This window comes from Fibrobacter sp. UWS1, assembly GCF_002300445.1.
Classification (GTDB): domain Bacteria; phylum Fibrobacterota; class Fibrobacteria; order Fibrobacterales; family Fibrobacteraceae; genus Hallerella; species Hallerella intestinalis.
The window spans coordinates 1,511,890-1,537,771 of record NZ_NSGW01000001.1; the positions used below are offsets into that span (position 1 = coordinate 1,511,890).

The 25,882-nt window shown below is 45.1% G+C and carries 22 protein-coding genes and 1 pseudogene; 6 read left to right on the top strand and 17 right to left on the bottom strand.

Going from position 1 to position 25,882, the window contains the following annotated elements; translation table 11 throughout:
- Positions 1 to 8: 8 nt before the first annotated feature.
- From BGX14_RS06310 to BGX14_RS06355, 10 genes are all read right to left on the bottom strand, one after another.
- Positions 9 to 2,303, bottom strand: coding sequence for an MMPL family transporter (locus tag BGX14_RS06310; protein WP_095879401.1), 2,295 nt, complete (start codon positions 2,301 to 2,303; stop codon positions 9 to 11).
- Positions 2,278 to 2,874, bottom strand: coding sequence for an outer membrane lipoprotein carrier protein LolA (locus BGX14_RS06315; RefSeq protein ID WP_158223247.1), 597 nt, complete (start codon positions 2,872 to 2,874; stop codon positions 2,278 to 2,280). Before BGX14_RS06315 ends, BGX14_RS06310 begins: the two co-directional genes overlap by 26 nt.
- Positions 2,867 to 3,304 carry a thioesterase family protein gene (locus BGX14_RS06320; protein ID WP_073301877.1) on the bottom strand — a complete coding sequence of 146 codons (438 nt, stop codon included), beginning with the start codon at positions 3,302 to 3,304 and terminating at the stop codon, positions 2,867 to 2,869. The genes BGX14_RS06315 and BGX14_RS06320 overlap by 8 nt, the downstream gene beginning before the upstream one ends.
- Positions 3,301 to 4,263, bottom strand: coding sequence for a lipid A biosynthesis acyltransferase (locus tag BGX14_RS06325; protein WP_095879403.1), 963 nt, complete (start codon positions 4,261 to 4,263; stop codon positions 3,301 to 3,303). Before BGX14_RS06325 ends, BGX14_RS06320 begins: the two co-directional genes overlap by 4 nt.
- A 3-nt stretch (positions 4,264 to 4,266) precedes the next feature.
- Entirely contained in the window at positions 4,267 to 5,013 is a 747-nt protein-coding gene (locus BGX14_RS06330; protein ID WP_095879404.1) for a glycosyltransferase family 2 protein, read from the bottom strand.
- The gene (locus BGX14_RS06335; protein WP_158223248.1) at positions 5,013 to 7,022 is read right to left on the bottom strand and encodes an AMP-binding protein; all 2,010 of its coding nucleotides are present in this window, start codon (positions 7,020 to 7,022) and stop codon (positions 5,013 to 5,015) included. The genes BGX14_RS06330 and BGX14_RS06335 overlap by 1 nt, the downstream gene beginning before the upstream one ends.
- Positions 7,023 to 7,306: 284 nt before the next feature.
- On the bottom strand, positions 7,307 to 7,564 hold the full coding sequence (locus tag BGX14_RS06340; protein WP_078775251.1) for an acyl carrier protein: 258 nt from the start codon (positions 7,562 to 7,564) through the stop codon (positions 7,307 to 7,309).
- 4 nt (positions 7,565 to 7,568) lie between these two features.
- On the bottom strand, positions 7,569 to 7,844 hold the full coding sequence (locus BGX14_RS06345; RefSeq protein ID WP_073301869.1) for a phosphopantetheine-binding protein: 276 nt from the start codon (positions 7,842 to 7,844) through the stop codon (positions 7,569 to 7,571).
- A 320-nt stretch (positions 7,845 to 8,164) separates the two neighbouring features.
- Positions 8,165 to 9,427 carry a diaminopimelate decarboxylase gene (gene lysA, locus BGX14_RS06350; RefSeq protein ID WP_073301867.1) on the bottom strand — a complete coding sequence of 421 codons (1,263 nt, stop codon included), beginning with the start codon at positions 9,425 to 9,427 and terminating at the stop codon, positions 8,165 to 8,167.
- Positions 9,420 to 9,851 carry a glycogen-binding domain-containing protein gene (locus tag BGX14_RS06355; protein WP_083545570.1) on the bottom strand — a complete coding sequence of 144 codons (432 nt, stop codon included), beginning with the start codon at positions 9,849 to 9,851 and terminating at the stop codon, positions 9,420 to 9,422. The genes lysA and BGX14_RS06355 overlap by 8 nt, the downstream gene beginning before the upstream one ends.
- A gap of 188 nt (positions 9,852 to 10,039) precedes the next feature.
- Here BGX14_RS06355 and rpe point away from each other — a divergent pair, with 188 nt between their 5' ends.
- Positions 10,040 to 10,687, top strand: coding sequence for a ribulose-phosphate 3-epimerase (gene rpe / locus BGX14_RS06360; protein WP_073301865.1), 648 nt, complete (start codon positions 10,040 to 10,042; stop codon positions 10,685 to 10,687).
- A gap of 8 nt (positions 10,688 to 10,695) precedes the next feature.
- Positions 10,696 to 11,655 carry an NUDIX domain-containing protein gene (locus BGX14_RS06365; protein WP_095879406.1) on the top strand — a complete coding sequence of 320 codons (960 nt, stop codon included), beginning with the start codon at positions 10,696 to 10,698 and terminating at the stop codon, positions 11,653 to 11,655.
- A 91-nt stretch (positions 11,656 to 11,746) separates the two neighbouring features.
- On the opposite strand, the gene BGX14_RS06370 is transcribed toward BGX14_RS06365, so the two are convergent.
- The 7 genes and pseudogenes from BGX14_RS06370 to BGX14_RS06395 form a co-directional block, all read right to left on the bottom strand.
- Positions 11,747 to 13,474, bottom strand: a complete 1,728-nt coding sequence (locus BGX14_RS06370) for a chloride channel protein (RefSeq protein WP_095879407.1) — start codon at positions 13,472 to 13,474, stop codon at positions 11,747 to 11,749.
- Positions 13,475 to 14,395 carry a magnesium transporter CorA family protein gene (locus BGX14_RS06375; protein WP_073301861.1) on the bottom strand — a complete coding sequence of 307 codons (921 nt, stop codon included), beginning with the start codon at positions 14,393 to 14,395 and terminating at the stop codon, positions 13,475 to 13,477.
- A 100-nt stretch (positions 14,396 to 14,495) separates the two neighbouring features.
- Positions 14,496 to 15,473 carry a protein translocase subunit SecF gene (gene secF / locus BGX14_RS16480; protein ID WP_369833019.1) on the bottom strand — a complete coding sequence of 326 codons (978 nt, stop codon included), beginning with the start codon at positions 15,471 to 15,473 and terminating at the stop codon, positions 14,496 to 14,498.
- Positions 15,474 to 15,497: 24 nt separating this feature from the next.
- A pseudogene (gene secD / locus BGX14_RS16485) lies at positions 15,498 to 17,102 on the bottom strand (protein translocase subunit SecD); the annotation flags it as partial.
- Positions 17,103 to 17,161: 59 nt separating this feature from the next.
- Positions 17,162 to 18,601 (bottom strand): glycoside hydrolase family 13 protein, encoded by a 1,440-nt coding sequence (locus BGX14_RS06385; protein WP_095879409.1) that lies wholly within the window; start codon positions 18,599 to 18,601, stop codon positions 17,162 to 17,164.
- A 195-nt stretch (positions 18,602 to 18,796) separates the two neighbouring features.
- On the bottom strand, positions 18,797 to 20,767 hold the full coding sequence (locus tag BGX14_RS06390; protein ID WP_095879410.1) for a 4-alpha-glucanotransferase: 1,971 nt from the start codon (positions 20,765 to 20,767) through the stop codon (positions 18,797 to 18,799).
- A 94-nt stretch (positions 20,768 to 20,861) separates the two neighbouring features.
- A complete protein-coding gene (locus BGX14_RS06395) occupies positions 20,862 to 21,677 on the bottom strand; it encodes a hypothetical protein (protein WP_073301854.1) in 816 nt (271 codons plus the stop codon).
- Positions 21,678 to 21,793: 116 nt separating this feature from the next.
- Here BGX14_RS06395 and BGX14_RS06400 point away from each other — a divergent pair, with 116 nt between their 5' ends.
- From BGX14_RS06400 to BGX14_RS06415, 4 genes are all read left to right on the top strand, one after another.
- Positions 21,794 to 22,456, top strand: a complete 663-nt coding sequence (locus BGX14_RS06400) for a DNA alkylation repair protein (protein WP_073301852.1) — start codon at positions 21,794 to 21,796, stop codon at positions 22,454 to 22,456.
- Between the two features lie 91 nt (positions 22,457 to 22,547).
- Complete coding sequence (dtd, locus tag BGX14_RS06405) at positions 22,548 to 22,982, top strand: D-aminoacyl-tRNA deacylase (protein ID WP_073301850.1); 435 nt, start codon at positions 22,548 to 22,550, stop codon at positions 22,980 to 22,982.
- Between the two features lie 255 nt (positions 22,983 to 23,237).
- Positions 23,238 to 24,572 (top strand): hypothetical protein, encoded by a 1,335-nt coding sequence (locus BGX14_RS06410; RefSeq protein ID WP_233126429.1) that lies wholly within the window; start codon positions 23,238 to 23,240, stop codon positions 24,570 to 24,572.
- Positions 24,566 to 25,858: a U32 family peptidase gene (locus tag BGX14_RS06415; RefSeq protein WP_095879411.1), complete on the top strand. Its 1,293-nt coding sequence runs from the start codon at positions 24,566 to 24,568 to the stop codon at positions 25,856 to 25,858. The genes BGX14_RS06410 and BGX14_RS06415 overlap by 7 nt, the downstream gene beginning before the upstream one ends.
- Positions 25,859 to 25,882: the final 24 nt, after the last annotated feature.

A 25,882-nucleotide genomic window follows, 5' to 3' on the forward strand; every position in this document is an offset into this window, starting at 1 on the left:
GGCAATTGCTATTTCCTCGCAAAAGGAGAAAGGCACAAGCTTGCGGAAATGCCGAGTAATACGGTAAGCCCCAAAATAGACACGGGCGCAAAGCTGCTTAAGGCAAGGGTTCCAAAAGAAATCAATGTCGTCAGCGTCGATAAAATCACAGCAAATGCCGTTGAATTTAAATCATCGCCAGCTTCTTTGAAAAAAAGCGAATAGTCAATGCCAATGCCTAAAACGAGAATCAGTCCTGTGATAGCAAAGAAATTAACGGGAATTTCCATATAGCCAAACATCGACATGGTAAATAGGCAAGCTAGTATCGGTGCCCGTACAATTCGTAGAGAATCTTGCCAGTTATAGACGAATGACAGAATAAAAAATACAGAAAAATAGGCAAAAGCGACTAGAGCTAAAGCCGTCATGGAAAGTTCTGTTAAAGCGTGATTCACCGTTTCCATTTTATTGACCGCATAAATTCCCTCGTCAGGACTGGCAAATGAGTCTGCACAAAATTCTTTTGTTGCATGCAAAGGCAAAACCGCACTGTAATAAGAACTATCCAATTGGCCAATCCACAACATATTTCGGAAATTTTCAAATTGTTGCGGCAGTTGTTTTTCTAAATCGGTTTGAATAGTAGGATATTCCAGCTGTTGCCTTTTGGGAATTTTCATTGCTTTTTTCAAAGCGGCATAACGAATGGGAAGGGAACGCCGCAAAGCGGAATCCAGTTGCCGTTGGCGATGAGCTGACGGAGCGAAATCGGAAAATGCCAAAACCGATTCGATAAGAGAATCTTTTTGCGCGGTCCAAAGGCGTTCTTTTAGATTCTCTTCTTTCTGTAAAACGTCTTCAATAGAATTGCCTCGCACGATAAAATAATGCGGAGAAATTCCCGAGTTCATCCACTTCGCTATTTTGATTTCACTTTTTTCTAAATCCGGAGCAATTTTGTATAACGTGCGAAGATCTGTTTGCAGATTTAGTTTAAAAAATCCAGGAAGCAGGAGTCCTAAAAGAACTGCGAAAACAATATAACGTACCTTTCGAGGAATGGATTCCGCTTTGGAATATCCCTTTAAAGCGAGTTGAATTATTACAGGAGGATTTTGATTTCGCTTTTCTAGTTTCCGAGAAATAATGGGGAATATTAGAAGAACGGAAAGCAAGGCACTTGCCAAGCCGACCATTGAAAAAAATGCCATCTGCCGAAGTACGGGAAAGTTCACGATCATCAAAGCGATGTAACTCAGTTCCGTTGTCATAAATCCGAGTAGAATACTTTTGATTTGAAAGTTCCTATCGGCAAAATGATGCAGCGCGTAATCGATGCTCACTCCGATAACGCTTGTGCCAAAGACAAAAGTGAAAATATGAATTTCATGGAATGTCGCCAAAGTCGCACCAATTGCCGCAAGAATGGCTACGACAATTGAAACTAAAATGGAAAGAATCGGAAGAGGAGAGCGGAAGGCTAAAAGAAGCAACAGCAGCACCGCAACCCCAGAAATACCAGAAATCCAAGCGACTTCTCTTTGGGCTTTTTGGGAACTGGAGTAGCTATGAAATGGAACCCCTGAACATTCAAATGATAGGTTCGGGTGAGCCTTTTGCAACAGAGCCATTTTATCTTCTAGCAGAGAAATAATGTGTCCGTCGGACGCCATATCCGAAGCATTCTGAAGCATTTTTGCGTTTACAAGTACATAAGTTTTTCCTGAATCTTCGACAGTCAGCATTCCTTCACGCAACGAGAGATTTCCGGAAAGTAAAGGATTTTTAAAAAGAAGCCGTTCCTGCGCATTTTGAGACAATAAATAGGGATCTTCTTGCAGGTGGCTCAGTGAACTTGTAGGAAGAGCTCCGAAGGTTCGGGAAAGCGCCCGATGATACAGATAATTTGCTCGAGCGGAATCGCTCATTTGCAGCAAAGACGGGTCTTGCAAGGCAAAACGATTTTTATAAAAGAATTCCGAGAGTTCTCCTAGAGAATTGCTGTCGATGAGCCACGTAGCCGATTCGATCTGTTGGCTTTCCGAAAGCATTTTCCCGATTTCATTTGCTGCAGCCTTGGCTACGGAAAAATCAGAATCGCCGACAAACAGGAGCAGCTGCGTCGCTGAACGCGAAGAAAATTCCGATTCTGCGTTTTGAAACTCTTGGCTTATATCGGATTTTGGCAATACGGAATACAAGCTCTTATCAATTTTCCAAGGATATGCCAAGACAACAGCGACAATCAAAGCGATGTGTAAAATCGCCCACAGGCCGATATGAAAAATTTGTTTCTTACTTTGCGGAATTTCTGAATTCATAGCTTAAAATATTTCCTTCTCCATCAAGCATTTCTACTTTTTCAAGATTCTTTTGACCTTCCAACAAAATGGAAGCCAGCGCTTTTTGAATCATTTTTTCTTTGGGGCGCAAGCCGATTGTCCATTTTTTCTTTTGAGTGACAAAATAAATATCGAATTTTTGCTGAAGCGATTCTAAATTGCCATTAAAAATCGCTTGAACGGATGCTGCGATTTCGCGAAAAACTGCATTATTCGCCGCATTCATTTCCACAGAGGTGCCGTCCGGAAAAACCTGGATCATTTTTTCTTTGGAGATTTCAGAACGTGACGCAAAGGGTTTTTCGACATTCAAAATAATGCCGTCTTTGCCAGAAATTAAAAAAGTGCCCGAAGATTCAAAGACGCGTTGAATTTTTTGTACAATCCGTTTTTGAATAAAGGAACCTTCTTGTTTTTTTACAGAAGAAAGAGTTTGTACAATTTCCGCAAATGCGGGCGAGTTAAAATCGGCAGGAGAATCCCATAAAGAATCTTTTGCAAAAAGAATTCCACTCCAAAAAAGAAAAATCGTGAAATATATTTTAACCATTTTCATTCTCGGCGAGATATTTTTCAATTCGCTCTACAAAATCGCGCGGAGAACCAATCATGGATTCATGCGTTTTAAGATTTACCGCCATTTGAGTACTTTCCGCTTTGGTGATGACTTTGCCAGTTTCTACATCCATGAAACGATAGCGGATTTTTAAGCAAACGTCGTATTCGACAAGGGTCGCTTCTATGCGGACCTTTTGCATAAAACGAAGCGGTCGAATGTATTTGATATGCAGCTGCACAACGGGCCAAACATAACCCGCTTTTTCCATTTCAAAATAATCATAATGGATTTTATCCAAAAGAGCGCAACGCGCTGTTTCCATATATTTTACATAATTGCCGTGCCAAGCGACATTCATCGGATCCAAATCGTAAAATTGAATCTGTATTTCGGCACTTGCTGTGATTGTTCTGGAGTTCACGACAATTCTCCTTTTGACCAAAAATTGTAAAAATTATACCACTGATATGGATGCTGCAAACAGAAGCGTTCTAGATGCGAAGTAAATTCGGCGGCCAATTCCGCGATTTTCTTTTTTTGTTCCGAACGCTTTCCCGTCCAAGTTACGGACGAATGAATAACGTGAAATTCATAGGGCGACGTGATATCTAAATCTTTTTTACGAAAAGCAAAAATAAAGTACACGGGAGCTTTTAAAACACAGGCAAGAGTGAATGCGCCTTCGGGAAATGCTGCGTTTTCTCCTAAAAACGGCAAGGAAATTTGGCGTTTTTCAAAATGAGACGACGTTCTGTCCCCGGCAATAGCTATCAGATTTCCTGAAACGATTTTTTCATGCATAGCGATTACGGAATCGGGGCCGATTGTATTGGCATCAAAAACGTTCTTCATCAACGATGGATTTAATTTGTGCAGAATCGTATTGAACTTTCGGGTTCCCGAAAAATCAACAACAGGGAAAACCTGAAAAATGCGATGGGTATGTTCTTTGCGAAATCCCGTCAAGGAACGTATAGCCTCAATGTTTCCCAAATGCGAACACAAAACAAATGCGCCTTCTCCAGAATCCAAAGATTCGATAAGTTTATCAATATCATCATTTTGGGTTTCCAATTCCGACAAATTTATTTTACCCGCCCAACCTCGAATTTTTTCCACCATCGACAAAGCAAACGCCAATATGTGACGATACACAGCAAAATGCGGAACTTTTTGATTTCGCATGGCAAATACGTGTTCCAAGTAAAGGCGAGAACGTTTTCGGACGGGAGATGCTCCCAAATAAAAAAAGAAGACGATGACTGCGGCAAAACACTCTATCCATTTCAGAGGCAAGTGAATGGCAGCCCAAAGCATAAACTGAAACTTCCATTCGGCATTTTCCGTTTCCTTTATTTGAAACCAATGTTCGTTTGCCATTATTTACTTTTTGCCTCTTGCACTTTTGCGCTTTAGTAATTTAGGCAATCGGAGAAGCATTCCAAAACAAAGTCGTGTATGTAAGCGGGAAATTTCTACGTTGTCTCGCCACATTCGGAAATTGGATACGCCATCTTTGGGATAAATTACTTGGATGGGATAAAAATACATACGGACTCCCGCCCAAGAAAGCCGCACCAGAATTTCAATATCAAAACCCATTCGGAATGTTTGAATCCGCTTCAAAATCGGTTCGGTGAGCCAAAGCGGGTACACGCGAAAGCCGCACATGGCGTCGGGAACAGCAAAAGAAAGCGTCTCTATCGACACCCAAAAATTCGTGATTTTACGACCGATTTTTCGCCCTTTGGGAGCAGAATCGTCATATTGAGGGAAACCGCCGACAAGACAATCCAAATGCTTTTGAGAAGCTTTTAAAAAGAACGGAATGGCTTCGGGATTATGTTGCCCATCGGCGTCGATTTGCAATGCGTGAGAATATCCGGTACGATAAGCTTCTCGAAGCCCGGCACAAACAGCGGCTCCTTTGCCTCCGTTTTTCGCAAGCGATATCAAGGAAATTCGAGAATCGCTATGGGCGATTTTTTGTAGTATCTGCAATTCTTCAGCGGAATTTCCGTCATCCACCAAAATAATGGGAAGATTCTGCGCCAATAATTTTTGTATCACCGGACGCACCGCATCGGCGTGGCGAAAGATGGGTATCACAGCGCAAGGTTTGAATTCCATTATGGAGCCTTTTTCAAAAGAATCGATCCCGAAGCGTGAACCGTTTCTCCATTGACGATCCGAAATGACATCTTTCCCAATTCCGGAGAATACGATTCTTCAAAAGTAATAGGTGTATCTGGGAGAATAGGACTTGTAAATTTCGTTCTAGAAATGCGATCTATTTCGCTGGGCAGTTGGAAAAACGCGCGAAAAAATCGCAACGCCAAATCGATTTGAACGACTGCGGGCAATAATTTGAAATGAGGAAAATGCCCATCATAATAATCGCTTGTATTTGGCACGACAATTTTAACCGCCAGCCGATTACCGTTTTGAAAGAAACGGAGTATTTTGAAATTCGGGTCTTCTGGCAAAGCGAACAGCTTTTGAATGTCGCGCGTTTTCACTTTTCCCATCACATCTTGCGGCAATTCTTCCAAGTAACGCCACTTTTTGGGAGTCACCGTATTCTCTAGGAAATTGGACAGGTAATTGCGAAAATAGGCATTGATTTCTTTTTTGGGCGTTTCCGCAAACTTTAACGTTCCCGTTTCGTTTAAAACCAGAGCAGCTGCCAGAAATTGACGCTTTCCCGCCATCGGAACAACTCGCACATCTCGGACCAACTTGGTTTCGCGCAAACGGTTTTCCACCTCCAAAAGCGATATGCGCTTTTCTTCAATTTTCACAATGGAATCCGCTCTGCCGAGCAGCGAGAAAGTTCCGTCCGATTCTATTTTTCCCAAATCGCCTGTAACAAACCCTTCTGGCTCCGTATAGGAAGAGAGTATTTTCAAACGTCCATCCTCTTCCAGCGTGATTTGATTTGTCGGAATCGGTGTCCATAAAGGAGTAATTTGAATGCGGCGAGTCGCTATGGCACCGGCTTCTGTGCAACCATAAATTTCTTGCACTCCATTTCCCGAAAGCTCTTCGACTTGATGGGCAACTTCATCGGGAAGCACTCCGCCCGCCGACAGCCAAAACGGTTTTTTCTTAAAGGCCAGCTTGGTTCGGTTGGCAACCAAACGTTTTAAAAATGCGGGACTTGCCACAATTACTGCGGGCTCTGCTAAAATTTGTTCCAGCTCTTCGGGAAATTCAAATCGCGTTTGACGAATAGGAAGTCCTGCGGAAAACGGAACAAAAACCGAGAAAGCGAGTCCGTAAATATGATGGTGATTTACCGTCGAATAAAAGTTACAATGAGAAAAAGAGGACGCAAATCTGCCAGCAAGAGCATCGGCTTCATTTTCAAATTGAGCTGCGGTTTTTGGAATTTCTTTAGGAACACCCGTCGTGCCAGAAGTATAGAGTGCCGCCTGCGCTTTTTGCGCATTAAAGGTTTGCCAAGGAATTTGAGCGGAAAACCGTTCCAGCACTTGCGGGATTTGCAAAGAATTTTCTTCGCCGGTATCGTTTAAAAATCCGACATTCGGCTTCCGAATTTCTCGAATAAATTCCTTCTGCCGATTAGCCGTAAACAAAATTTTCTTTTGACTTTGAAAAAGCGCAAAGATAGCAACGAGTAGGTGGTAGGTATCTTCAACATTTAAAATCCAAGAATCGTAAGATTCCTGTGAAATGGCACCTCGCAATTTGGAAACGTCTTCTTTGAACATCTTCCATGTTTTGCATACGGATGACAGGCCGGAACCGCGAAAGCACACGACAGAATCGTCCGGTCGAGAATTCGCCTGTATTTGGGAGAACGAGATGTAAGATTGCAATGAGCCTTGTTTCATTTTTCGCACTCCATATTCTACGGCAAAAAGGATTCCCATCAAAATATAGGAAATAAAACCGTTATAAAGAGCCCACCATTTTTCATCGGAGGCAAGAACGGTCCAAAGGGCGATGGCTCCGTTTATGCAAAAAAAAATACACCAGACGATGGTGACTTTTTGACAATAACGCTCTATGGGAATTCGGTCAGCAATACGGAGAATTCGCTTGTCCGCAAAAGTCGCCAGTCGAAATACGAGATTCGTTTTAGAAAAAAGAGTTGCTCCAAAAAGACAAAGCATCCCGCTATTTACCAAGACGGGATAGAATAGAAGAAATTTTGCATTGTCTAAAGAAAACGTCAATATCCCACATAACAACAGAATGGTGGTGAAACCGATTTCTTTTACAGGAATGCTTGGATGTTTGTGCTGAGCAAATAAAAAAATACGAAGAGCCACTAAAAGCAGCAAAAGCAATGCCAGTTTACGCGGGGAAAATTCCCCAAAACGGAGAGCGCAAAAAATGAGCACAGGATAAAGAACCAATACGATGGCGAAAAATATCCTGCCGACAAAGAAGTTCATTACTTGTCTTTTGTTTCTTGCGTCAATTCGTAAACGCCATCGACAACATCTTGTAGAGTGCGCATTTGCTTGAACACTTCGGGATCTACATTTCTGGGAATATATTGTTTCAGTTTAACAATCAAATCCACGGCATCGATGCTGTCGAGATTCAGGTCTTCATAAAGGCGAGCTTCCGGAACGACTTTCGCAGCGTCCATTTCAAAATCATTTACTAAAGCGTTGCGAATTTTTTCATAAATCTGCTGTTTGTCCATAATATCAATCCTTTTTATTTGCCGAAATGTAGGAAGCAAGCGCATTGATCGACGCAAAATGCCGACGGGTTTCTTCATTCACCGTAGAAAAGGTAACACCGAAATTATCTTTAATGGCGATGCCCAGTTCCAGCGCGTCAATGCTGTCGAGTCCAAGCCCCTTTCCCTCTTTATTCAATCCAAAGAGCGGAGCGTCGTCATCAATGTCTTGAGGAGTAATATCTTCTAACTCCAACGACTTGATGAGCACTTCTTTTATCTGCATATTTAATTCAGACATAAAATCTCCAAAAGTAATTTAAAAGATAGCAAAATTCATAAACATCCCTATTCTGGAAAATATTTATAACAGATGTAAAGACGCGAATTCGCTATTTTGATAAATTTTTCAGGCAAATTGCGCAATAAAACTTTTAGGTACGATTTTTTCATACGGGAAATAGCAGTTCAAGTGAAAAATCGTTAGCATACGGAGCTTTCTATTTCCCAAAAATTTTGAAAATGAATTTTTAGAGGCGGCTGATCGAGTTATCATCGACATCAACAAAAAAACGTTCAGAATATAAATTCTGAACGAAAGAAAATAACAGGACTTATCCGCTACAGGGTTACGATTTTTTCGTTTTCCATCAACTGGTCAAAAGTTTGACGTTCCCGAATCAATTTCAATTCACCGTTGGAAAATAGAATTTCCGGAGCGTAACGGCGGCTGTTATAATTGCTCGACATCGCACTTCCGTAAGCACCCGTATCATGCAAAACCAGAAAATCTCCGACTTTGGCTTCGGGCAATTTTCGGGATACGACAAATCCTCCCTCTTCTTGAGTGAACACATCTCCCGATTCGCATAGAGGTCCAGCAACGATGGCATCTTGAGCCTCTCCCAAATTCCTGCCGTCCGAAGAGACAATGGAAATAGCATGGTAAGAACCATAAAAAGAAGGACGCACAAGATCGTTAAATCCGGCATCTACCAAATAAAACAGATTGTCGGCCTGCTTTTTGACGGCGCGAATTTCGGCAACCAGAACAGCACTTTCTGCAACCAGATAACGCCCAGGTTCCACTTCAAGAGCCAGATCATGTCCTATGGATTGCGCAATATCTTTGCGGGTTTTGTTCCACAAATCATAATAGGCTTTTACATCAATGCGGTTATTCTTTTCCGTTTCTTTGTACGGAATGGGAAGTCCTCCGCCTGCAGAAATGACTCGCAAATGTGAACCCAGATGTCTTGACGCATCTCGCATCGCATCGCAAACTTTGGAAAGATGTTCAAAGTCCGATCCGCTGCCGATATGCATATGCAGTCCCGTAATCCACATCCCATTGGATTGAGCGAGCTTTAGGCAATCTTTAATTTGCGAATACCAGACGCCGTGTTTGGAAAGCGGGCCTCCGGTATTTGTTTTTTGAGAATGCCCATGGCCAAAGCCGGGATTGAGACGAAGAGTGATGTTTGAACGAACTCCCGCATCGGCCAGTTGCTGAATCATGTCCGCGGATCCAACATTCACATGAATCTTGTGTTTTTTGACAAGTTCAATAGCATCCCGATCAAAAATATCGGCGGTATAAACAATTTGAGGCACTTGCTTGTCACTCTCACCGCCTTTGAATCCGGCTCGCAGAGCGCGCACGATTTCTCCGGCACTTACCGCATCGACAACAGCTCCGCATTTTCGAATTAGCGAAAGAATGGAAAGGTTGGGGCACGCTTTTTGAGCAAAGCGAACGACATCAAAGCACTTGAGTTCCTGAACGCGCTTTTCGATTGTCGCCTGGTCATAAAGCCAAAAAGGGGTGCCGTAATTTGCGACACCCTCTCGGATAATTTTATCTGAAAAAAGACAATCAGACATTCTTCACGCTGTTTTCGCCACCCTGACCGTCAGGAACGCGATCCGGATTGGCTTGGTCGATTTCCCAGCTGCCGTCAAAAACGAATTTATATTGATAGGTTCCCGAAGCGAGTTTCTTCTTGAGGGACCACACGCCTTGTTCGTCTTTTTTCATTTTAGCAGGAGCCCAATTGTTGAATTCGCCGGCGACTTCAACAGATTTGGAATCGGGAGAATACACATTGAATACAACTTCTTGCAAAACCGACTTTGTGGCTTTCGGTGCCGATTTTTTTACAGGCGTTTTCTTTTCGGCAACGGCTTTCTTTGTTGTGGAAACTTTCTTCACCGCGCTCTTTACCGGAGCAGATTTCTTTTCTGCGCTTTTTGCCGGAACGGATTTTTTCGCCGTTTGCGCTTTTGTGGTTTTCTTCGTAGTTGACATCGATCAACCTCCTTTTTCGTTGTTAACAAATAATAACAAATAAAATGTCTTTTCCCAAGACCCCAGCGGCAAGGCGAGTGCCTTTTGACGCTTTTTAAGTTGGTATCGTTCGCGAAAAACGCTTTCTTCAGACGCAATTTTGTCTATTTTTGAAATACCGTTTCATTTTTAATGAGTATTAAATTCAAATGAATAATTCGATTATTGCCCCGAGTGTCCTCAACGCCAACTTTCTGAATTTGAAAGATGAAATAACCGCCATTGAAAAAGGAGGAGCAGGACTTGTTCATCTTGACATTATGGATGGACATTTTGTTCCGAACATCAGTTTTGGTCCGGGAATTTCCGCCCTTATCGGTAAAGCGACAACTCTCCCGCTGGATTGCCATTTGATGATAAGCAATCCTGAATTATTCGTCGAAGAGTTCGCTCGAATTGGATCTCACTATATCACCGTTCAAGCTGAATCCACTTGGCATTTGGATAGGATTTTAAACCGGATTCGCGAACTTGGCGCAAAGCCCGCGGTGAGCATCAATCCAGCGACTCCCATTGAAAACATCCAATGGATTCTGGATTTAGTCGATATGGTTCTTGTCATGTCGGTGAATCCGGGTTTTGGCGGTCAAAGTTTAATTCCCTATTGTCTGGACAAAATTCGGAAGTTGAGAGAAATGAAACCGAATTTGGATATTGAAATTGACGGAGGAATCAAGCTCGACAATATCTTGGATGCCAAAAAAGCTGGAGCAAATATTTTTGTTGTCGGCAGTGCCATTTTTAAAACGGATTCTCCAGAAACGACTTGCAAAAAATTCGTCGAAAAAGTGAGGTAAGCATTTTTATGCTGAACACGACCCTTTGCTATATCGAACAGAACGGAGCTTATTTGTTGCTCCATCGAGTAAAAAAGCAAAACGATATCAATCACGATAAGTGGATTGGCATCGGGGGAAAATTTGAAGAGGGCGAAAGCCCTGAAGATTGCGTCCGGCGAGAAGCTCGAGAAGAAACGGGTTTGGAACTCACCGATTTGAAATATTGCGGGATTGTCACGTTCTTGAGCGACGGCATGGATGAAACCGAATTTATGCATTTGTTCCGCGCGACGCAATTTACAGGAAAATTGAAAACTTGTGACGAAGGCGTTCTTGAATGGGTTCCCAAAGAGAAATTCGCGAGTCTTCCTCATTGGGATGGTGACCGTATTTTTTTAACGCTTTTAGACAGGGAGTCGCCATTCTTTTCACTCAAATTGACGTATAAAGGAAATGAACTGATTGAAGCTTTATTAAATGGAATCCCTGTAAAAGCAGACGATTTTTCTTACGGGTCTTTGCCGGATTTTCCACCGATGCGCCGCCAAGAAAGGGCACTTTCCCATCAAGAAACGTTAGAAATTTTACGCACAAACGAATACGGAGTCTTGGCGATAGAAAACTCTTTGGGCTATCCCTACGGAGTTCCCCTCAATTACGTTTTTGACGGAGAACATATCTGGTTTCACGGCGCAAAGAATGCCGGAGAAAAAGCGAAAAGCATTTGCAATCATTCCAAAACATGCTTTACCGTTGTGCGGAATACGCAAATACATCCTGAAAAATTTAGCACCGCTTTTGAAAGTTGCATCGTTTTTGGTCGTATTCGCCCAGCGGAAAATCCTGAAACCGGATTGCGTCTGCTTCTCAAAAAATACTCTCCCGAATACCAAAAAGAAGGTGAAGCCTATATAGAACGCGCCATTAGCAAAACAGGCGTTTTTCGCATGGACATAGAATTTATGAGTGGGAAAAAGCACGAGTAATGGCAACGCTAGCCCCAAAAATTTTTAGTACGATAATTCTTTTGTCTGCAAGAAATCTGGATAAAATTTCCTGATTTAATGCAACACTACTTTATTCCCGCACAACTCGATCGTATGCGCTTAGGATTGTTGCCGCAGAAATCGTTCCGACAATTTCGCCTTTGGAATTTTTGACATAAACTTCATTCATGGAATGCTTAAGCATAAATTTCATAGCACTGTGCAAATCCGCGCTGATGGGCAGAAGCGGAGAATGTGTAATACAATCAGAAACCAACAAGACGTCGGCACTGCCTTCAATGGAAACGATATTGCGCAAGACGAGACTCCAATCCAGAATGCCCAAGTATTCATCGCCATCGTAAACCGGATAAGTATGCGTCACCGCAGAATCTGGAAATAGGACATTGAACGTGTTGATATCATGCTCCGCCTCGTGAATTGTTTTTTTGGCATTCAGGCATAACACACGGGAAGCCTGCATCACCGACTCTACAGAGATGGTTCGCAGCAAATCCGGATCCATTTCCAACCGATGCGCTGGAGACGTAAATTTGTTCAAAACTTGGCTCCGGTAAATCCCCCATTTTCGGCTGAATGCGACATGCACAACAGCGGCCAGCATTATCCCGGGCAATAGTTGATAACTGCCCGTCATTTCGCAAACCATGACCACACCAGCCAACGGTGCCTTTGTCGCTCCGGCAAAAAAAGCTCCCATACCAACCAACGCCATGGCGCCCGGTTTTTGCAAAAGCCCAGGTGCTAAAGTTTCTACGGACACAGCGAAAGCAGCTCCCAATACTCCACCCAGAAAAAGAGAGGGACCAAAAACGCCGCCCGCTCCACCGCTGCCGACGGTAAAAGAAGTCGCCAAAATTTTAGCGACAACAAGCCCCAGCAAAAAGAAAACCGAAGGCGAATGTTCCGAATCCACCAGACGAGTCATGTTTTCCACATAGTCCCAAGTGCCTCCCATCGCCTGCGGAAAAAGCAAAGCGACGAGTCCGCAAAGGATTCCGCCCACAGCGGGCTTTGCCCAGTTGGGAATTTGCCATGATGAAAAAAAATCTTCGACTTTATAATAGATTTTTGCATATAGATACGATGCCGGCACGCAAAGAAGCCCCAGCAGCGCACAACAAAAAAGGGTTGGAACGTTTATAAAGGAAAATTCGGGGACGCTAAAAGTTGGAGCGGTTCCGAAAACGCTGGAATAAACCGAGAACCCGACTACGGAAGCGATAATGGATGTCCAAAAAGCACTGCTTTCAAAATCTTCGCGATAAAGAATTTCTACGGAAGTCAACGCTCCTGCCAAAGGTGCCTTGAAAATGGAACCCAAGCCCGCCGCCATTCCCGCAAGCCCGAATTGCCGACGCACAGCGCGGGTCATTTTGAAAAAACGGCAAATCGTCGAAGCGATGCCAGAGCCGATTTGGGAAACGGGACCTTCAAACCCCGCACTGCCTCCGCTGCCAAGAGTAATTGTACTCGCTAATAATTTTACAGGCGCGACCCTTTTTCGCAACGCCCGACCGCAGTGATGGAATGCGTAAATGGACCGATCAGTCCCCTGCCCTGCCGCTTCCGGCGTTTTGGTTATCACAAAGAGCAAAATGCCGACCAGCAGACCGCCGATGGCTGGAGCCAGGAATAAAGCATAGCCCGAAAACGTATCGCGAACAAATCGAGTTGTCGTTTCTAGACTCCAGCGGAAAATGACAGCGACGCATCCGGTAACCAAACCGATAAACGCTGCAAGAAGCATCTTGGGAATGTAAGAATTGATAATGAATAGGCGCGAAATTTTTTTCATTTATTTGCGTTTTCGCCAAACGAAAAGCACCCCGGCGACAGAAAGGACAAATATCGCTATGATAATCCAGAACGAATACGGATTGTTTTCACCAAGCCCAAAAGGAAATTTTACATTCATACCAAAAATACTTGCCACAAAAGTCGGGAGCGTAATGGCAATGGTGACAATATTCAGCGTTCTCATCAGCACATTCATACTGTTATTGACGACACTTGCCCGCGCATCCATCAAGGAAGCAAGAATGTTGGCGTAGATTTCTGCCTGCTGCAAACTCTGGCGGTTTTCAATGACCACGTCGTCTAAAAGTTCCCGTTCATTTTCGCTGAATTGCATTCCACGCCCCATCTGCAATTTTTTGAGCAACGCTTCGTTAGAATTGAGTGCACTGACGTAATAAATAAGGCCCTTGTTCAACGTGAACATGTATTGCAAATATCGATTGTCCAGCGAATTTTGCAATTTGTCTTCGAGTTCCTCGTTTATCCGGTTCATAATCTTCAAATGTTCGTTAAAGTGATAGACGGAATAGTTGAGAAGCTTAATGACAAAGGTATTCAGCGAGTCTATCTTTGAAAAACGCCGGGAATCCATCAAGGGAATTTCGGCATCGGAAAGGAGCAAAACCCAATCTTCAAACAAGAAGATACCAAAAGATTCTACGCGGAATTCAAAATAATCTTCGGATGTATAATTGCGGGGTTTTTTAAAAACGATAGTCGTAAAATCGTCGTCGTATTCGATACGGGAAAGTTCATCGTTATCGAATGCAGAAGCTATTGTATGTTCGGCGATTTCATATTTTTTTACAAGGGCACCCCGTTGCTCCTGGCTAGGGCTACCCATCAGCACGATGTCCGCGGAATCTTCATCCGAAGCTTTCGTGATGCGGCCATTCTCAATTTTATAATACTTGAGCATAAAAGCCTCTCTTGTATTATGAACGCCTACAATTTTACGAACCAAAAATAAAAAAGACCTAGGACAATGCCTAGGCCTTTGGGTGAATTATTTGTAAAAATTACACAAGACGACGAACGTGCTTGTTGAACCAGACGACGAATGGCGCACAGATAAACACCGAGGAATAGGTGCCGACAATAGTGCCGAACGTCATCACAAGGCCGAAGTCACGAATGGAAGAGCCGCCCATAACGGCTAGAATCACACAGACAAACAACGTCGAGAGCGAAGTAATCACTGTACGGCTGAAACTTTGAGAGACGGAAGCATCGACGGTTTTCGCAAAATCCGATCCTCCGTGGAGTTTCACATTTTCGCGAATGCGGTCATAGTTAACAATCGTGTCGTTTACCGAGTAACCGATCATCGTCAAGAAAGCTGCGACCATCGCACCATCTACGGAAAGTCCCAAAAGCGATACAAAGCCGACGGTGAGAATCGTATCGTGCACAAGTCCTAGCACCGCTCCCAAGCCAAAGCCAAGGCCGAGTTTGCCAAAGCGGAACCAGACATACAGACAAATGGCAAGCCAAGCAAGGAAAACGGAAAGAATCGCATTGAATCGCAATTCTTCACCGATGGTTGCTCCGACTTCATCTTGAGAAAGAATCTGCACGCGTTCGTCGGAATCAATGGCCTTAATCACATCTGCGCCTTGTTCGCTCTTTACAGAAACTTCATAGGTGTTTTGCAAAGATGTTGCGCCCATGGTGCGAACCGTTCCATCGGTCACATTGAATTTGGCGAGTACAGCGTTCAAATCTTTCAGATGATCTTCGGAGTCGTTGTATTGCACACGGAAGACGGTTCCACCAGTAAAGTCGATGCTGAAATTAAATCCTTTGAATACGGAAAGGGCGAGAGCGATAATCACACAAATCGCAGAAATCGACACAAAAACTTTTGCCTTGCTCATAATCGGCAAATGCGCCCGGTTCAAAGCGGCAAAGCCCGCTCCAATCGAAATCGCGTTCGTATCCTGCTTGGCAAGCTTCAAGTCGAAAATAGCGCGGGTAACGGTAAGAGCCGTAAACATCGAACCGGCAATGCCAATCATCAGAGTGAGGCCGAAACCTTTTACCGAACCCGTTCCAATCTTGTAAAGAATCAAAGCGGTGAGGAAAGTGGTCAAGTTAGAGTCGAAGATGGCACTGAAAGCGCGTTCGTAACCTTTCGCAATTGCCGCTCGAGCTTTGTTGCCCGCCCGAAGTTCTTCCCGGATACGTTCGAAAATAATCACGTTGGCGTCAATGGACATACCTACAGTGAGCACCATACCAGCAATACCGGGCAAAGTCAGAGTGGCGCCGAAAGCCGAAAGAACCGCTGCGGTAATCAAAGCGTTACAGACCAGACCGACGCTGGCGACAAGACCGCCAAACCGGTAATACATAATCATAAAGAGAATGGTAATGATAATACCGATTAAAGCAGAGCCAAAACCGCTGCGGATGTTGTCTTCTCCGAGGGTGGCGCCAATCGTGCGGCTTTCGATGATGTTCATCGGGGCTTTCAGTGCGCCGGAACGAAGAACCACCGCCAAGCGATTCGCTTCCGCCATATCGTCAAGACCTGTGATTTGCGCTTCTCCATTCGGAATGCGGTCGCGGATAACAGGAGCACTGATAACCTGGTCGTCCAAAACAATCGCCATTTGCTTGCCGATATTTGCCGCAGTCACTGCGCCAAAACGCTTGGGGCCAATGCCCGAAAACTTGAGGCTAACGGCAACTTCGCCCGAATTTGTTCCGTCAGAAACACGATAGGGGCGAGCATCGGAAACGTATTCACCGCTCATTTCCGCACGACGCTTGAGCAAATACAAGCGTTTTGCTTTAATCGGAGAATCTTTCAACTTTTCAAAACCGGAACCCCAGGCGAAAACGACATCGTGCGGGATCAAGCTCTGGACGGTGCGATCGCTCAAAATGCGTTTAATCGTTTCGATTTGTTCCTGGGCGACAAACCCGCCGTTGCCGAAAGAAAGGTAAAGAGCGGAAAGAGCCGTTCCCGTTGCCGAGGATTTGACGGAATCCGAACCGGCTGTTGCAGTCGAATCCGTTTTAGCAAGATCATCAGACTTTGCGTTGCCTGCGAAAAGTTCCGCATCGGAAAGGGTGTCTTTTTTCGCCGTTGTGACGGGTTCAGCCGCCGCCGAATCCGCTTGTACGCTGTCTTTCACGTCGCTCCGACCCAGCAGATAATTGTCAATCAGCATGACAATTTGCGAGAACTTCTCCTGTTCCGCCAGGATTTTGAATTCCAGCTTGGCGGTGCTGCCGACAAGCGCCTTTGCCGTAGAATCATCCACGCCCGCCAGTTCAACATTAATCCGGTCGTTGCCCGAAGGGGAAATCTGCGGTTCCGAAAGACCAAACTGGTCCACGCGGTTACGGACAATTTCCAGCGATTGTTGCTGGATGTCTTTAATATCTTCTGTTTTAAGACCTTTGCTGTCTATTTGGAGGGTAATGCTAGTTCCTCCGGCAAGATCTAGGCCAAAATTCATCGCCTTGGCGGCTACTTTTGGATTTTGCTTGATAAATTCCTTCTTTGCTTCACCCGATTTGGAGTGTACTTGAATGGAGGGAATTATCGACCATGCGGCAAGAAGGATGACTCCGAGTATGATAAACTCGCGCATTCCAAATAATTTTTTTTTCATCTGATCATTTTCCTTAAAGGCTTGAGAAACCTAAAATTTGGGCTTAAATTTAGAAATTTTTATAAGATGGCTGGACGTTTGGTGAGAACAATGCCATCCTTGGCAACAAAGTAGCCTGCAACGCCCGCAATCGGAGACTTTCCGCTTTCATAAATCACTTCTGTTCGTGCGGAAATTCCCGGCAACGGAACGGGGCCTGGAAATCCGAGGCGCAATTCCACCAGCGTTTTATTGTATTGGCGGCAAATCAGCAGTCCTTGTCCTTCGGGGCGAATGGAAAAAGTTCCCATGGACATCGCCGGTTCCCGTTTCCGAAAAGCGAGAAAAGTTTGCACTAGGCGAAAAATCTCGGAATTTTGTGCGTCGGGCAGTTCTTGCCAAGGGAAACAGCGGCGATTGTCCGGATCTTTTCCGCCTTCCATTCCGATTTCATCGCCATAATAAAGAGAGATAGCTCCGGGCAAAGTCAAAAGCAAAGCCCAAGCGACGGCTGCCCGACAGGAATTTCCCCCGGCAAGGGTAAGCAAGCGAGCGGTATCATGGCTTCCAAACAAATTCATTTGCACGCCGAACAGCTTTCGCTCCAATAGATTCTGGAAGGCATTGCAAAATTCAGCAGCGTCCATTCCAGAAACCGAAACGGCCGTCGGATCGCCCGTTGAAACGGCATTTGAAGAAGACATCCCCTCGGGGAACAAAAAACGCAGAGCAAGTTTTCGCACAGGATAGTTCATCACTCCGTCAAATTGGTCGCCAGCCAGCCAGCGCGACGGATCTTCCCAAATTTCACCCACGATATACGCTTCGGGATTCCACTTTTTGACTCGTCGCCGAAACTCCCGCCAAAAATCGTCGTCATCAATTTCATTGGGCACGTCCAGACGCCAGCCGTCAATGCCTCGGCGAATCCAAAATTCCGCGACCCGTAACAGGTATTCCCGGGTTTCTAGATTATCGGTGTTGAACTTTGGCAAAGCAGGCATTCCCCACCAGCAATCGTAATTCGGTTTTTCGGAGTAGGCGTTCACCGGAAAAGAATGAAAGTGGAACCAATTTTTATAGGGCGACGCTTCGCCTTCTTCCATCGCAGAAACAAATGGAAAAAATCCCCGCGAACAATGATTAAAGACGCCGTCCAAAATGATTCGCATTTCTCGTTTGTGCACTTCCCGCACAAGCTCGTCAAAATCTTCAATGGTTCCTAGCACCGGATCGATTTGCAAATAGTCCACGGTATGGTAGCGATGATTTGCGGCGCTTTTAAAAATCGGGCATAGGTACAGCGCATTGGCTCCCAAGTCTTGGATGTAATCCAGTTTTTCAATGATCCCGCGAAGATTTCCTCCGCAAAATCCGTGCACTTCGGGCTTGGCTCCCCAATTGTGAAAACTGCCGGCACATTCGTACTTTGGCGATCGGGCGAATCTATCGGGGAAAATCTGATAAAATACGGCGGAACGAACCCAATCGGGACAATGAAAATCTTGAGGCGCACTCATAAAAAAGAACCTGTTTCTGCTGCAAAACAATACATCTCATTTTTCCTTTTCGGCATTTTTGAATGAGTTCATTTTCTTGTCTTCGGCGTCCATTTCAACGGTTTCACCACCGACAATGCCAGAACCCATAAAATGACTCTGGGCATCATGATGGCGTTTGTTCCGATGGGAACGTGATTTCCTAGCTTACATTCATCAGCGCAAAGACCGGTTTGCTCGCGCGTTCACGAGTTTCGCAATTTCGTTTTTCAACGTCGAGTTGTCTGAAAGTTCTTCCACCGTGCAAGGCATTTTGTAAGCCCAGTTTTGCGGTCCGACCGTTCCCGGCGTATTTACCCGTTCATCTTCGGGATTTTGCGGCGTCCAGCGGGAACTGAGTGCAAGAAAATCTTGCACCGGAAGAATGCAGAACAAACTGTTCGACTGGAAAATATTGCCGATTAACAATTTGACGACATCCGGGGAAAGGCTTTGCGGAGCATCTCCTTCCAAATGCAAATGATTTTTCCAGAACAAATTTTTATCAAAATCCGATTCGTTCCAGAGTCCCAAAAGGGTAGAAGTATCATGAACGCTCGTTGTAGAAACAGAAAGTCTAGGATATTCGGAAACGTCGTAATAAGGTTGTCCCGGAGCGTCCCAGTTTCTTGCCCAACGTTCTACGCGAAGCGAATTGATTTGCAGTTCTCCCAGAACGCTAGGAACACAATGCGGAACAGCACCCAAATCTTCAGCGCAGACGACCATGTCGGTTTCTTGAGCGAGCACGGTGAGCAATTTTTTCCCATTGGCATACCAGATGGATTCTTGAGAGGCTTCATTGGCATGCAGCAAACGTCCCAGTATTTCTTGCTCATTTTGCGGAAGGGTTTTCAGAACCGGAGCATTGTACCAATACCAGAAAGGATAGTAAGTATCCGCAGGCGATCCGGGAACAAAAATGCGGTTCCACTGGACTTTCAACAAGGCGTCTTTTACAGATTGCTCTTCTGCGGAATCAATAATGGCGCTTTCGCAGTCAAATTCCTTTTTGAAAACATAGCGGTCGCTGGTAAATGGCAAGAATTCAAAATATTTTTCAAGGCAACTTTCGGTCGCTTCACCAAGAAATTCCCGAAGTTGCTCTTTGGAATAATTGGGACGCTGTAGATATTCGACGGTCTCTTTTTTGAATCCCGCCGCCGACAATTCGGTCTGCGTAACCGGTACTGCGGGCGAAAAATGCCCGAAAATTCCGGTGCGTTCGTTCTGCGGAATCGCCCAAATTCGGAAAAATCCCAAAACATGATCGATACGATATGCGTGATAAAATTTACTCGCTTGCGCCAGACGTTCACGCCACCATGTAAAATTTTCCTGTTCTATAACGTCCCAACGATACGTTGGAAATCCCCAGTTTTGGCCGCTGTAGCTGAACATATCTGGCGGAGCACCGGCGCGGTCGTCCAAAGAAAAATACCGGCGGTTAAACCAGACGTCCGCACTATCTTCGTTGATAAGGATAGGGATATCGCCTTTTAGACGGACTCCCATTTCCGTCAATTTATTGGAAGCGACTTTGAATTGCGCTTCCGCTTCAAATTGCATCCAGCATTGGAACAAAACATCCTTGCGGTGCTTGCGATATAGCGAATTGACCCGCAAATCAGTCGGGTCTTGGTCTTCTTTCCAAGAACGCCAACTCGATTCTCCGTTTTTCTCTTTGAGCATCGCATAGACGGCGTATGGTTTTATCCACGAGTTGGCTTCAATCCATTTAGCGAGGGCGACGTTCTTGTCGAGCATCGCATAATTGGCATCAAAAATTTTCCGCAGAATTTGCCGTTTCGCTCGGGCGATTTCCGCATAATGCACCTTTGTTTCGGCGGCGAATCGCTTTTGCAAAGTTTGAATGTCCTTCTTGAATGCGTCGGCTCCGTGAACAATTTGCAAACGGATAAAAACCGGATTGAGAGCAAAGGCACTTCTTGCGCTATAAGGCGAAGATTCGTAGCCGGTATCGTTTACAGGTAAAATTTGGATGACGTTCAATCCGCAAGTTTTTGCCCAGGTTCCAAACGGAACTAAATCCAAAAATTCGCCGATGCCTACACAGTCTTGAGTCTTCAGGGAAAATACAGGAACGGCCACGCCGCTTTGAAAACAAGAAAATTCACCGTATCGCATAATTCAAAGATATATTAAAAAGTAAAATTCGTGCCGCATTTAAATGTTACGCCATTTCCGTGCAGTGCTTTTCCGAACAGTTGTTTCAAAATATTTAAACAATCAAATCTTCGGGACGAGGGTATTTACGAGGGCGTCCTCGCTTCCGTTTAGCAAGAACCGGTTTCCCATCAGGACCGATTTGCATGGGAGGGAGGGAGACTCCCGCCGCTGCAGCTGCGGCACCTGCTACAGCCAGAGCGGAACCCGGCTTAAAAAGGGAGGCCAAATCCGGTGCGGTTTTAGGCTCTCCATTTTCGGCTTGCGCTCCAGCGGCGACAGCGGCAAGAGCGGCTTTCTGTGCTGCAAGAGCAGCTTCCGCCAAATGCTTTCGGACGATTTCCCGCTGACGCTTCGCTTCTTCTTCGGCACGCTTTTTGGCAAGTTCTTCCGTTGAAATGATTTCCGTTTTAGCGGCTCCAAATTTTGCACCGCTAAAGGACCCCACAAGAACCCGTCCCGAACTAGGTTGCGCTGGAAGCGGCGCAACGGAAGGCTTAGGAGTCAGAACAGGTTCTGGCGTCGAGAGTTTTTTCATCTGCCCCGGAACAAAAAGCGTTTTTTTGTGAGAAGGCAGCGGACGTTCTGTATTTCGAGTTTGTCGGTTTCCTTCAAAATCCGACATCTTGGGCATAGGCCTTGAATAATGCGAGATTTCGTCCCTGTTTTTATATTGGGCCGCAATTTGGCGAATGCGTTCCTGTTCTTTGGCGATTTTCCGCGCCTCGCGTTCCTTTTTAGAAGGGCGAAAACGGTCGCTTTTTTTCTCGTCAACGGGGTGCAACGCTAAAATTTCTTCATTAGAAAGACCGCGTAATTCAGGAGGAACCTCTATAATCGGGAGATTTTCAATGTTTGTTTGTTGTGTCATTTTAAATAAAAACGCTATAAAAGCAAAAGGCAGAACATTTTACCCTTATTTAATTTAAAAAAATCTATTTGTCAAGACCTAGAAATTCTGGAAAGAGTGTTGTATTTTTTAGGCAAATGCTTCGATTTACACAAGATATTATTTTGGCGCTCCGGGCGAGAGCGAATGAAGAAGAAGCTCATGCGATGTCAAAAAGCATGAGGGACTCGTTCGATTTTCTCGGAGTAAATGTTTATAAACGTCGGGAAGCGACCTATCCCATTTTTGACAAGAATCCGCCTCAAAACGGTGACGAATTGGCTGCAAAAATTACGGATATGTGGGCGCAACCTTATCGCGAAGTGCAATATGCAGCCTGTGACTATCTTTTTAGGCATAAGAACCTGCTGGGTGGACAGCACTTGAATTTTTTGAAAATGCTGATTAAAACCCGCCCCTGGAAAGACACCGTCGATACGATTTCCACGAGTATTCTCGGAAGTCTGGCTTGGAGAATCCCGCCGATTCGCCAGAAAATCGCCACTTGGATTCATGATCCAAACATTTGGGTTCGCCGCAGCGTGATTCTTTTTCAGTTTCAATACAAGAATCATACAAATTGGGATTTGCTCAAGTCCTGCTGTCTGTATTGCGCCAAAGACGAGAATTATTACATCCGGACCGGAATCGGGCAAGCGCTTTCGGAATACGCGAAAATCAACCCGAATGAAGTCCGCCACTTTGTGATGGACACGGATTTGCCCGCGCAAACTTCGCAGGAGATTCTTCGGAATATCTAAATCTTTCTTTGTCGTTCTTTGAAGCAGCGGCCCCCAAAGTGCGCTGCTTTATTTTTAAAATGTCGCTAGAAATCTAAACTCGGACGAAAACATGAAATTTCTGATTCAGCGGGTAAAGCAAGCCCAAGTGGATATCGCTAAAGAAACGGTAGGAAAAATCGGGCAAGGTCTTCTGGTGCTGATAGGAATCGGCAAGGACGACTCGCGGGAAACGGCAGAACGCTTGGTGAAAAAGACGCTTTCCCTGCGAATTTTTGCAGATGCCGACGGCAAAACGAATCTTTCGCTACGGGATGTCGGCGGAAGTCTGCTTCTCGTTTCTCAATTCACCCTTTATGCGGATTGCCATAAAGGCAATCGTCCCACATTTAATAACGCCGGCAACGCGGAACTAGCGAAATCTCTCTACGAATACACCATCGAATTGTGCAAAAAAGAAAATGTCCCTGTCGAAACGGGACGCTTCGGGGCCGATATGGCGGTTTCCCTGCTGAATGATGGTCCTTTTACTCTTTTGCTGGAGTAATTTTCCTTTTTTCTTTCCAAGCCTTGCTCGGTTTTGCGCGTTATCAAAAAAAATTCAACCAGTTTTTCTAACTTTACCCGTATGCCATTTGCTGCAAATTTTCCGATACGGTCGTTGCATTTCCTGAATGTATTCCTTTTCTTTTCAGGGATTGCATTCTCTTCGTCGTTTGCCGCATCCCCTATTTATTCCAGCGAACGGATGCGCAATCTGAAGCAACTTGAAACTACTCCGCTTTTATTTGAATACCATCGCATGACGACAGGGACACAGCAGATGTTCTACTTTCCTCGTCGGGATTCCAGCTGGCGTGAAAATTTTGCAGAAAACGAAAAACGGGCTTTGATTCAGTATCGGGACGCTAAACAGGCGATTGCAGCAAGCCTTGTCGGGGGAATTGATTACCGCGGCGGAGAAACTTTAGGCGACACCATTTGGCCGGGACTCGATGGTGGACTTTATCTGCGGGGCTACAGGGATTCGGTGGAATTCATGCTCGATGCTCGCATCTATGTGGAAAACCACAGTGCCAGCTACCCCAAATCCTTTGACCGGGAATTTGTGGAGTTCCAAAAAGAAGAAAATAACAGCGGCGTCGAATACGCAAGCTATGCCCGATACCGCGGAATGCTCGCCATCAATATGGGCTTTGGAAGGTTGATGCTCGCTCGGGATGTTTTTCATTTTGGTCCGGGCTATTACAATAATTTGACTTTGAATCAATATGCGCTTCCTTACAACACGCTTTCCTTTGAATTTCACGTGGGGCCGCTTTCGGTTATAAGTCTATATGGAGATTTGCGCATTTACGCGAACAGCATGAATCGGAAAAATACGAACGACCGCAACCTCTACGCCCACCGCTACGAATTGAATTTGGGAAACTTGATTCTCGGCATGAGCGAAACGCAAATTCTTTACAACGAAAATAAGGTTTGGCTTTTTGTCCCGATTGTTCCTCTCTTTATGGAAAAGGGAAATTTTTCGGAAGACAATAACAACGGAGCCTTAGCTTTCGACGCAAACTATCGTCTTTTCAACCTGGCGCGCATTTACACCGAATTTTACATCGACGATTTTGAAAGCCCCATCAGTTTGATAAAAAACGACAACATTGAAGCCAAGTGGGCGTGGATGGCAGGCACTCAAATCGGCAAGGATTTTTCCGTGAAAGGCCATAAGCTGGAAGCCGGAGCCATCGCGGAATACGCCCGAGTCGAGCCTTACGTCTATAGCCATTTTCACCCGAACACCGCTCAGGCAGCGCATTTAGGAGTACCTTTGGGCGCGCCGAACGGGCCCAACAGCCAGACGATAGACTTTGCCGTTTATGGAAGATTTGCTCGTCGAATAAACGTGAACTTGCGAAACACTTGGCTTTGGAAAGGCACGGACTATGGCAGTGCCATTAACGACACAACGCCGACATCCAATCATTTCAAATTGCCTAAAAAATTCCTCGACGGGGCAAAAATGAAATACTCGCTTTCGCCGGCTATAAGTTATGATGGAGATTTTGTTTTTTACCAGCTGGAATTCACTCTTTTCAACGATGAAAAAATTTATACAAGGCTAGGCGTTAAATGGTAAATTATATTCCCGAATTGCTAGCCCCCGCAGGCGACTTGAAACGTCTGGAATACGCACTGGCGTATGGAGCCGATGCCGTTTACGCTGGACAGCCCGCTTTTTCCTTGCGCGCCAGGGAAAACGGATTTCGCTCTTTGGAAGATCTTGAAAAAGGAATCGCCCTTGCTCACGCCAAAGGGAAAAAATTCTACTTGACAAGCAACGTCATCGCACGAAACGCCAAAGTTGCGCCTTTTGAAAAATCCCTGTTGGATGCCGTCAAATTAAAGCCCGACGCTCTGATTGTCGCCGACCCTGGCATTATCGCATTCATGCGAAAAGAAGCACCCGAAATTCCCATTCACCTTTCCGTTCAGGCGAATACGACCAATTATCTGACGGCACAATTTTGGCAGTCCATCGGCGTCAGCCGTGTCATCCTTTCTCGGGAACTGAAACTTTCCGAAGTCCTTGAAATCCAAGAAAAATGCCCCGAACTGGAATTGGAAGTCTTTGTGCACGGCAATGTGTGCATGGCGATGTCCGGACGCTGCATGCTCAGCAATTGGACAACTCGGCGGGACGCGAATCAGGGAATGTGCAACAACTCTTGCCGAATGCCGTATCGCCTTTATGCAAATGCCGAAGTCCAATCTGACGATTATCGGGAACACGAAGGATCATTCTTTTTGGAACGAACCAATACCGAAGGAAATCCGGAGCTGATCGGGCTCGACGAAGATCGCTGGGGCACTTATTTTATGAGTAGCCGGGATTTATGCGCACTAGACGTGATTCCGGATTTGGTGCAAAATCGCATCGCCAGTTTTAAAATCGAAGGGCGCACACGAAGCGTTTATTACCTTTCTTCCGTTGTTCTCGCTTATCGCAAAGCCATCGACGCGGCTTTATCGGGAAAAGAAATCCCGCAAATTTCAAAGGATTTGATTTCGGACACGGATAGCCGAGGACGGATGCCTGGATTTTTCAAAGGTCCGCTTCCCCAAAATTATGAATCGACTCAGGAACCTTCACAAACAGGCGCGGTTGCCGCCCAGATAGATCATGTAGAAAAAGACGGTTCCATTTTTATTCATGTCAAAAATAAAATGGAATTGGACGCGCGGCTATTTTGGCTAGATCCCGAAATCCGTGAAGCAGTGGCACTGCAAGAGCTGAAAGACGCAAAAGGGGTTTCTGTCCATACGTTACATCCCGGTACGGATGGCTGGGTCACGCTCCGTTCTGACGTGACAAAACACACAAAATCTGAAAACTTTGCTTTTTTGGTTTTAAAAAAAGGCTGACTTTCGTTTTGGAGAAGTTAAATT

Bases quoted from the DNA above. Each gene is read 5' to 3' on its own strand.
- rpe (WP_073301865.1), top strand. From the start codon at position 10,040: ATGAATAATTCGATTATTGCCCCGAGTGTCCTCAACGCCAACTTTCTG.
- dtd (WP_073301850.1), top strand. From the start codon at position 22,548: ATGAAATTTCTGATTCAGCGGGTAAAGCAAGCCCAAGTGGATATCGCT.
- lysA (WP_073301867.1), bottom strand. From the start codon at position 9,427: ATGTCTGATTGTCTTTTTTCAGATAAAATTATCCGAGAGGGTGTCGCA.
- secF (WP_369833019.1), bottom strand. From the start codon at position 15,473: ATGTTTACGGCTCTTACCGTTACCCGCGCTATTTTCGACTTGAAGCTT.
- BGX14_RS06375 (WP_073301861.1), bottom strand. From the start codon at position 14,395: ATGCTCAAGTATTATAAAATTGAGAATGGCCGCATCACGAAAGCTTCG.
- BGX14_RS06400 (WP_073301852.1), top strand. From the start codon at position 21,794: ATGCTTCGATTTACACAAGATATTATTTTGGCGCTCCGGGCGAGAGCG.
- BGX14_RS06335 (WP_158223248.1), bottom strand. From the start codon at position 7,022: ATGCTTTGTCTTTTTGGAGCAACTCTTTTTTCTAAAACGAATCTCGTA.
- BGX14_RS06325 (WP_095879403.1), bottom strand. From the start codon at position 4,263: ATGGCAAACGAACATTGGTTTCAAATAAAGGAAACGGAAAATGCCGAA.
- BGX14_RS06310 (WP_095879401.1), bottom strand. From the start codon at position 2,303: ATGAATTCAGAAATTCCGCAAAGTAAGAAACAAATTTTTCATATCGGC.
- BGX14_RS06340 (WP_078775251.1), bottom strand. From the start codon at position 7,564: ATGGACAAACAGCAGATTTATGAAAAAATTCGCAACGCTTTAGTAAAT.
- BGX14_RS06330 (WP_095879404.1), bottom strand. From the start codon at position 5,013: ATGGAATTCAAACCTTGCGCTGTGATACCCATCTTTCGCCACGCCGAT.
- BGX14_RS06345 (WP_073301869.1), bottom strand. From the start codon at position 7,844: ATGTCTGAATTAAATATGCAGATAAAAGAAGTGCTCATCAAGTCGTTG.
- BGX14_RS06385 (WP_095879409.1), bottom strand. From the start codon at position 18,601: ATGAGTGCGCCTCAAGATTTTCATTGTCCCGATTGGGTTCGTTCCGCC.
- BGX14_RS06365 (WP_095879406.1), top strand. From the start codon at position 10,696: ATGCTGAACACGACCCTTTGCTATATCGAACAGAACGGAGCTTATTTG.
- BGX14_RS06390 (WP_095879410.1), bottom strand. From the start codon at position 20,767: ATGCGATACGGTGAATTTTCTTGTTTTCAAAGCGGCGTGGCCGTTCCT.
- BGX14_RS06355 (WP_083545570.1), bottom strand. From the start codon at position 9,851: ATGTCAACTACGAAGAAAACCACAAAAGCGCAAACGGCGAAAAAATCC.
- BGX14_RS06410 (WP_233126429.1), top strand. From the start codon at position 23,238: ATGACGACAGGGACACAGCAGATGTTCTACTTTCCTCGTCGGGATTCC.
- BGX14_RS06395 (WP_073301854.1), bottom strand. From the start codon at position 21,677: ATGACACAACAAACAAACATTGAAAATCTCCCGATTATAGAGGTTCCT.
- BGX14_RS06370 (WP_095879407.1), bottom strand. From the start codon at position 13,474: ATGAAAAAAATTTCGCGCCTATTCATTATCAATTCTTACATTCCCAAG.
- BGX14_RS06415 (WP_095879411.1), top strand. From the start codon at position 24,566: ATGGTAAATTATATTCCCGAATTGCTAGCCCCCGCAGGCGACTTGAAA.
- BGX14_RS06315 (WP_158223247.1), bottom strand. From the start codon at position 2,874: ATGGTTAAAATATATTTCACGATTTTTCTTTTTTGGAGTGGAATTCTT.